The following is a 5,025-nucleotide window of genomic DNA, read 5'->3' as shown; positions in this document are numbered from 1 at the left end:
TCCCGGCCCCAGGCGGGCCGCGCCCGCCCCTTGTCCTGCACCCCCCACCACGCGCGGTAGGCGCTGAGCGCCTGCGTTTGTGACGGGGACGCGGGGGGGTGTTGCCCGCCGTCGTCCGCTTTCCTTTTTCCGTGGACGGCTGCGCAAAACAACCAGTAAGGTTGCTTACTAAATGCCTTGCTGCCGAGCGCAGTGCCGACGACGAGAGACAGGACCCCGAATTGCCTGACGAACCGTTGACCGACAGGCCCCTGGCTGACACCCCACTGCCCGGCGGACCGCTGACCGACAAGCAGGGAACGCCGCAGACAGGCGTGCGCGGCGAGCTCCGCCAGGACACGACCGTCGGAGGCAAGGACCTCACCCGCTGGCAAAGCCGGTTCGGACGCCTTCTGGTCGGCGCCGTCCAGCGGATCAGCCAGATCCTTGGCCCGCACGGTGCTTTGATCCTGACCCTGGTGGCGGGCGCTGTTATTGCCGCGGTGCTGACGGCCGCCTTTGCCGAGGTGTACGAGTCAGTGGTCCAGGCCGACGGCGTGGCCGGCCTCGACCATCCGGTCCTCGCGGCCGGCAAGAGCCTGCGCTCCCCGGGCCTGGACGTGGCCATTACGGCATTCACCGACGTGGGCGGCACCATTGGCATGCCAATCCTCGCGCTGACGGTCATGACTGTTTTGGCCTACCGGCGGCGGTCCTGGACGCCTGTCATATTGATCGTCACCGCCGGACTGGGGTCGCTGCTCATGACCATCGCGGGGAAGCGGCTGATCGGCCGCACCCGCCCGGACCTCAGCGACGCCGTTCCGCCCTACGAACACTCGGCGTCGTTTCCCAGCGGCCATTCCCTGAACGCAGTGGTGATCGCGGGAATCGTCGCCTACCTGATTATCCTGCGGCTGAAGACAACCCGCAGCCGGGTTATCACCGGCGCGGCGGCCGCGGCTTTCGCCGCGGCCATGGGCCTGAGCAGGGTGTACCTGGGCCACCACTGGCTCACCGATGTCCTCGCCGCGTGGGCGCTCGGTGCGGCCTGGCTGGCCTTGGTGGTCACCGCCCACCGGCTCTACCTGACGGTGCGGAAGAAGAGGGCGGCGTAAGCGTCAGCCGATCGGCTCGGCCATCTGTTCCACAACGTACCGGACGTCCACGGAGGTGCCGGTCACGGGATCGGCCATCTCCACCTTCCAGCTGCGGGCGAACTGGTTCACGCCCCCGGCCATGGCAACGGTGCCAGAGATGAGGACAGTTCCCGGGGCGTTGAGGCCGCGCTGGGTGAGGACGTCCAGCCAGTAGTCAGGGGTCAGCAGGGCTTCGAGTGAGCTGTCCTGAATGAGGGTGTCGGGGGTGTCGCCCTCCCCCACCCAGGCCTTGAGGGTGATCTGGTCCAGATGGTCCCGGACGTCATCGAGCCGCCACGCCTTGCGGCCCAGCACGTCCGGGCTCGCGTTCTTGCTCCAGGCCACGCCGTGCACCTCGAGTGCGCGGTCGGTGTGGTCGCAGGCGGCGGTGAGCAGCACGCCTTCCTCGGTGATGACAAGGGCCCATTCCGCCTCCCCGGAGGTGCGTTCATGCTGCACCTGCACTTCCGATACCTGCTGGGCCAGATAGGGGGACACTGGATACAAGGCGGGAGTAGTGGCCGGGCCCGGAACGCCAAGTTCAGCGAGCTCAGCGATATGGGCCTGGACTTCATCCTGCTCGCGCCCCGCGTAACCGGCATTCAGGAGGTGCCTGACCTCCACCTCCTGCGTGCGGCCGTCCGGTAGTTCGAAGCTCAGAGTCGTCATCGTGGATCCATCCTTTGCATGTGCTGCTGCAGAAATTTTTACAAACCGGAAACCGGAAACGGTCCCCAATGTACATCCAGTATGCGTAATGTATACATTTAACGCCAGCGTGACAGGCGTCACTAGAAAAACCTCGTGGAGGACAACACCATGGCCAACGCTCCAGTTCCGGGTCCCGGCAAGACGCCGCATTCGCACGCCACCCCGCACCCGCCAGTTCACCCCAAGGGCCTGTACAAGGCCTTTGCCGCCAGCCTCACCGGCACCGCCCTCGAGTGGTATGACTTCGCCGTTTACTCGGCGGCGGCCGCCGTCGTATTTCCCGTCGTCTTCTTCCCGGCGACCGATCCCCTGACCGGGACCATCCTCGCTTTCTCCACCTACGCCGTCGGCTACGTTTCCCGCCCGGTCGGCGGCATCATCTTTGGCCGGCTTGGGGACCGCATCGGCCGCAAGAAGGTCCTGGTGACCACGCTGATGATCATCGGCGTGGCCACGGTGCTCATCGGCGTGCTGCCCGGCTACGCCAACATCGGCGCCACGGCAGGCATCCTTCTGGTTCTCCTGCGGTTCGCGCAGGGCGTGGGCGTGGGCGGCGAGTGGGGTGGCGCGGTCCTGCTCTCCAGCGAATACGGGGACCCGCACCGCCGCGGCTTCTGGGCTTCCGCGGCCCAGGTAGGCCCGCCCGCCGGAAACCTCCTGGCCAACGGCGCCCTCGCCGTCCTGACCGTCACACTTACCGAGGAGCAGTTCCTGAGCTTCGGCTGGCGCATCGCGTTCCTGGTCTCGGCCGTGCTGGTCGGCTTCGGCCTGTGGATCCGGCTGAGGCTGGAGGACACCCCCATCTTCAAGGCCATCGAAGCCCACGGCGAACAGCCGCACGCCCCCGTCCGCGAGGTCTTCAGCAAGGAACTCCGCCCGCTGATCGCCGCCATCCTCTGCCGCGTGGGCCCCGACGTGCTGTACGCCCTGTTCACCGTCTTCACGCTCACCTACGGCATCCAGGTCCTCGGCTACGAGCGGAACCAGGTCCTCACCGCTGTCCTCATCGGTTCCGCGTTCCAGCTGTTCATGATCCCGTTGGCCGGCGCTGTCTCCGACCGCTTCAACCGCCGGCTGGTCTACGGCGTCGGCGCCGTGGTGGGCGCGGTGTGGACGTTCATCTTCTTCGGCGTCCTGGGCGGAAACAACCAGCCGATGCTCATCGTGGGCATCGTCCTCGGCCTGATGGCCCACTCCTTCATGTACGGTCCGCAGGCGGCCTTCATCGTGGAGCAGTTCTCCCCGCGCCTCCGCTCCACCGGCAGTTCGCTGGCGTACACCTTCGCGGGAGTCATCGGCGGGGCCATCGCGCCCTTGATGTTCACGGTGCTGCTCGCCGAGTTCGGCACTTGGATTCCGGTGGCCATCTATGTGGCCGTGGCGTCGGCTGTGACCCTGCTGGGTCTGGCCCTCGGCCGGGACAACGACACCGTGGAGGACCTGGACTACAGGCTGCTCCTGGAAGGTTCAGCATCAGCCCGCCCGCAGTCCGGCGCCGTCTAGCTGCGAGTTTTTGTCCAGATATCGGCCGCTGAAGGCCCCGGAAGTCCCATTATCTGGACAAAAAGTCCATCCGGTGCGGGATCAGGTGCGGAGGAGGATGTCGCGGGTGACGGCCAGGTGATGGTCGATGGCCTCCTGCGCCTTCGCCGCGTCTCCGGACACCAGGGCATCGAGGATGTCCTGGTGTTCGGAGCACACCTGCTCGCGCCGGCCTCCCGTCCGGAACAGGGCGGAAACCCCGACGACGATCTGCCGGACATGCAGTTTGCTGTAGGTCCTCGAGATGAGCTCGTTGCCCGCGGCGTCAATGAGCTGCTGGTGGAAGAGGGTGTCGAGCCGGATGAACTCCTGCGCGGCCTCCGCACCTTCGTTCTCCGGCAGCTTGGACTGCTGGTCAAGGGTCTCCTGCATCTGGCCCGCCGGCACGCTCTGGTGCGCGATCACCAGGCGGGCGGCGTGGCTCTCCAGCACACCACGCAGTTCCATCAGTTCCGAGATTTCGCGGCCGGTCACCGGCGGCACGTAGGCGCCGCGCTGCGGGATGAGTTCCACCAGCCCGTCGGAGACCAGCAGCAGCAGGGCTTCGCGGACCGGGGTGCGGGAGACGCCGATCTCGGCGGCCAGCTCCTGCTCGTTGAGGAAGCGTCCCTGCATCTCCGGGTCGGTCAGGATGTTTTCACGAAGGTAGGCGTAGGCCTTCCCCCGGCCGGACGCCGCCGTCCCCGAACTTTTTCGCATACATCAGGTATACAACAGAGAAGAGCACATCCATGCGTTTAGCAGTCGCCCAAATCGTCACCGGCGCCGACCCAATGGCCAACCTCAGGCTGGTCCGAGAATACGCCACGCGGGCAAAGGCGGCAGGCGCCGAGCTGGTGGTGTTTCCCGAGGCAGCCATGCGCGCGTTCGGCAATCCACTTGCCGAAATCGCCGAACCGCTGGACGGGCCGTGGGCCACAGCGGTACGGGCCATGGCCCGGGACCTGGACATCGCCGTCGTGGTTGGCATGTTCACGCCCGGCGACGGCGGCCGGGTACGGAACACGCTGCTGGTCACCGGCCCGGGGCTCGACACCTCCTACGACAAGATCCACCTCTTTGACGCGTTCGGATTCGCCGAATCGGATTCGGTGGATGCGGGAACGGCGCCGGTGACCTTCGACCTCAACGGCACCACCATCGGCCTGGCCACCTGCTACGACGTCCGCTTCCCTGCACTGTTCACGGCCAACGCCAGGGCCGGCGCAGCCATCAACATCGTCTGCGCGTCGTGGGGTGCAGGCGAAGGCAAAGTGGAACAGTGGGACCTGCTGGTCCGCGCCCGGGCCGTGGACAGCACCACCTTTGTGGTGGCCTGCGGCCAGGGTGATCCGGCAACCCTGGGGCTGCCGTCCGCCGGCGCCGCGCCCACCGGGATCGGCCACAGCGCGGTGGTGTCGCCGCTGGGTTGCCCGCTGGTGGCTCTGGGCGGCGAACCTGAGTTGGCCGTGGTCGACGTCGATACCTCCGTCATCCCGGACGTCCGCGGAAAGCTCCCCGTCCTGGCCAATGCACGCAGCTTCTAAGCCCGTTACCGGGAATTACGACGGCGGGGGGGGGGGGGGGGCAGGGGGGGGGCCCCCCCCCGAAAAGTTTGTTAAGGACCCGCCCGAAACCCGCGGAGGGGGAAGCCAAAAAAACAGCGCAAAAAGAT

Annotated in this window: 5 protein-coding genes; 3 read left to right on the top strand and 2 right to left on the bottom strand. The window is 66.8% G+C overall.

What is annotated here, in order from left to right:
* Window positions 1–281 precede the first annotated feature (281 nt).
* Window positions 282–1,097 (top strand): phosphatase PAP2 family protein, encoded by an 816-nt coding sequence (locus tag ACFTSA_RS16775; RefSeq protein ID WP_377952803.1) that lies wholly within the window; start codon window positions 282–284, stop codon window positions 1,095–1,097.
* Between the two features lie 3 nt (window positions 1,098–1,100).
* Here the strand turns inward: ACFTSA_RS16775 and ACFTSA_RS16770 are convergent, their stop codons facing one another.
* Window positions 1,101–1,787: a DUF2848 domain-containing protein gene (locus ACFTSA_RS16770; protein WP_377952707.1), complete on the bottom strand. Its 687-nt coding sequence runs from the start codon at window positions 1,785–1,787 to the stop codon at window positions 1,101–1,103.
* Window positions 1,788–1,937: 150 nt separating this feature from the next.
* Here ACFTSA_RS16770 and ACFTSA_RS16765 point away from each other — a divergent pair, with 150 nt between their 5' ends.
* On the top strand, window positions 1,938–3,332 hold the full coding sequence (locus ACFTSA_RS16765) for an MFS transporter (protein ID WP_377952801.1): 1,395 nt from the start codon (window positions 1,938–1,940) through the stop codon (window positions 3,330–3,332).
* An 81-nt stretch (window positions 3,333–3,413) separates the two neighbouring features.
* Here ACFTSA_RS16765 and ACFTSA_RS16760 read toward each other — a convergent pair whose 3' ends face one another.
* On the bottom strand, window positions 3,414–4,070 hold the full coding sequence (locus ACFTSA_RS16760; RefSeq protein WP_377952706.1) for a GntR family transcriptional regulator: 657 nt from the start codon (window positions 4,068–4,070) through the stop codon (window positions 3,414–3,416).
* 32 nt (window positions 4,071–4,102) lie between these two features.
* Here ACFTSA_RS16760 and ACFTSA_RS16755 point away from each other — a divergent pair, with 32 nt between their 5' ends.
* Window positions 4,103–4,897, top strand: a complete 795-nt coding sequence (locus tag ACFTSA_RS16755; protein WP_377952705.1) for a carbon-nitrogen hydrolase family protein — start codon at window positions 4,103–4,105, stop codon at window positions 4,895–4,897.
* Window positions 4,898–5,025 lie beyond the last annotated feature (128 nt).

This window comes from Arthrobacter sp. NPDC057013 (assembly GCF_042674585.1).
Taxonomy (GTDB): Bacteria; Actinomycetota; Actinomycetes; order Actinomycetales; family Micrococcaceae; genus Arthrobacter.
The sequence above is the reverse complement of the archived record's forward strand: the minus strand, read 5'-3'. Positions and strand labels throughout refer to the sequence as shown.

Coding starts and splice junctions, on each gene's coding strand:
- ACFTSA_RS16765 (WP_377952801.1), top strand. CDS start 1,938: ATGGCCAACGCTCCAGTTCCGGGTCCCGGCAAGACGCCGCATTCGCAC.
- ACFTSA_RS16770 (WP_377952707.1), bottom strand. CDS start 1,787: ATGACGACTCTGAGCTTCGAACTACCGGACGGCCGCACGCAGGAGGTG.
- ACFTSA_RS16760 (WP_377952706.1), bottom strand. CDS start 4,070: ATGCGAAAAAGTTCGGGGACGGCGGCGTCCGGCCGGGGGAAGGCCTAC.
- ACFTSA_RS16755 (WP_377952705.1), top strand. CDS start 4,103: ATGCGTTTAGCAGTCGCCCAAATCGTCACCGGCGCCGACCCAATGGCC.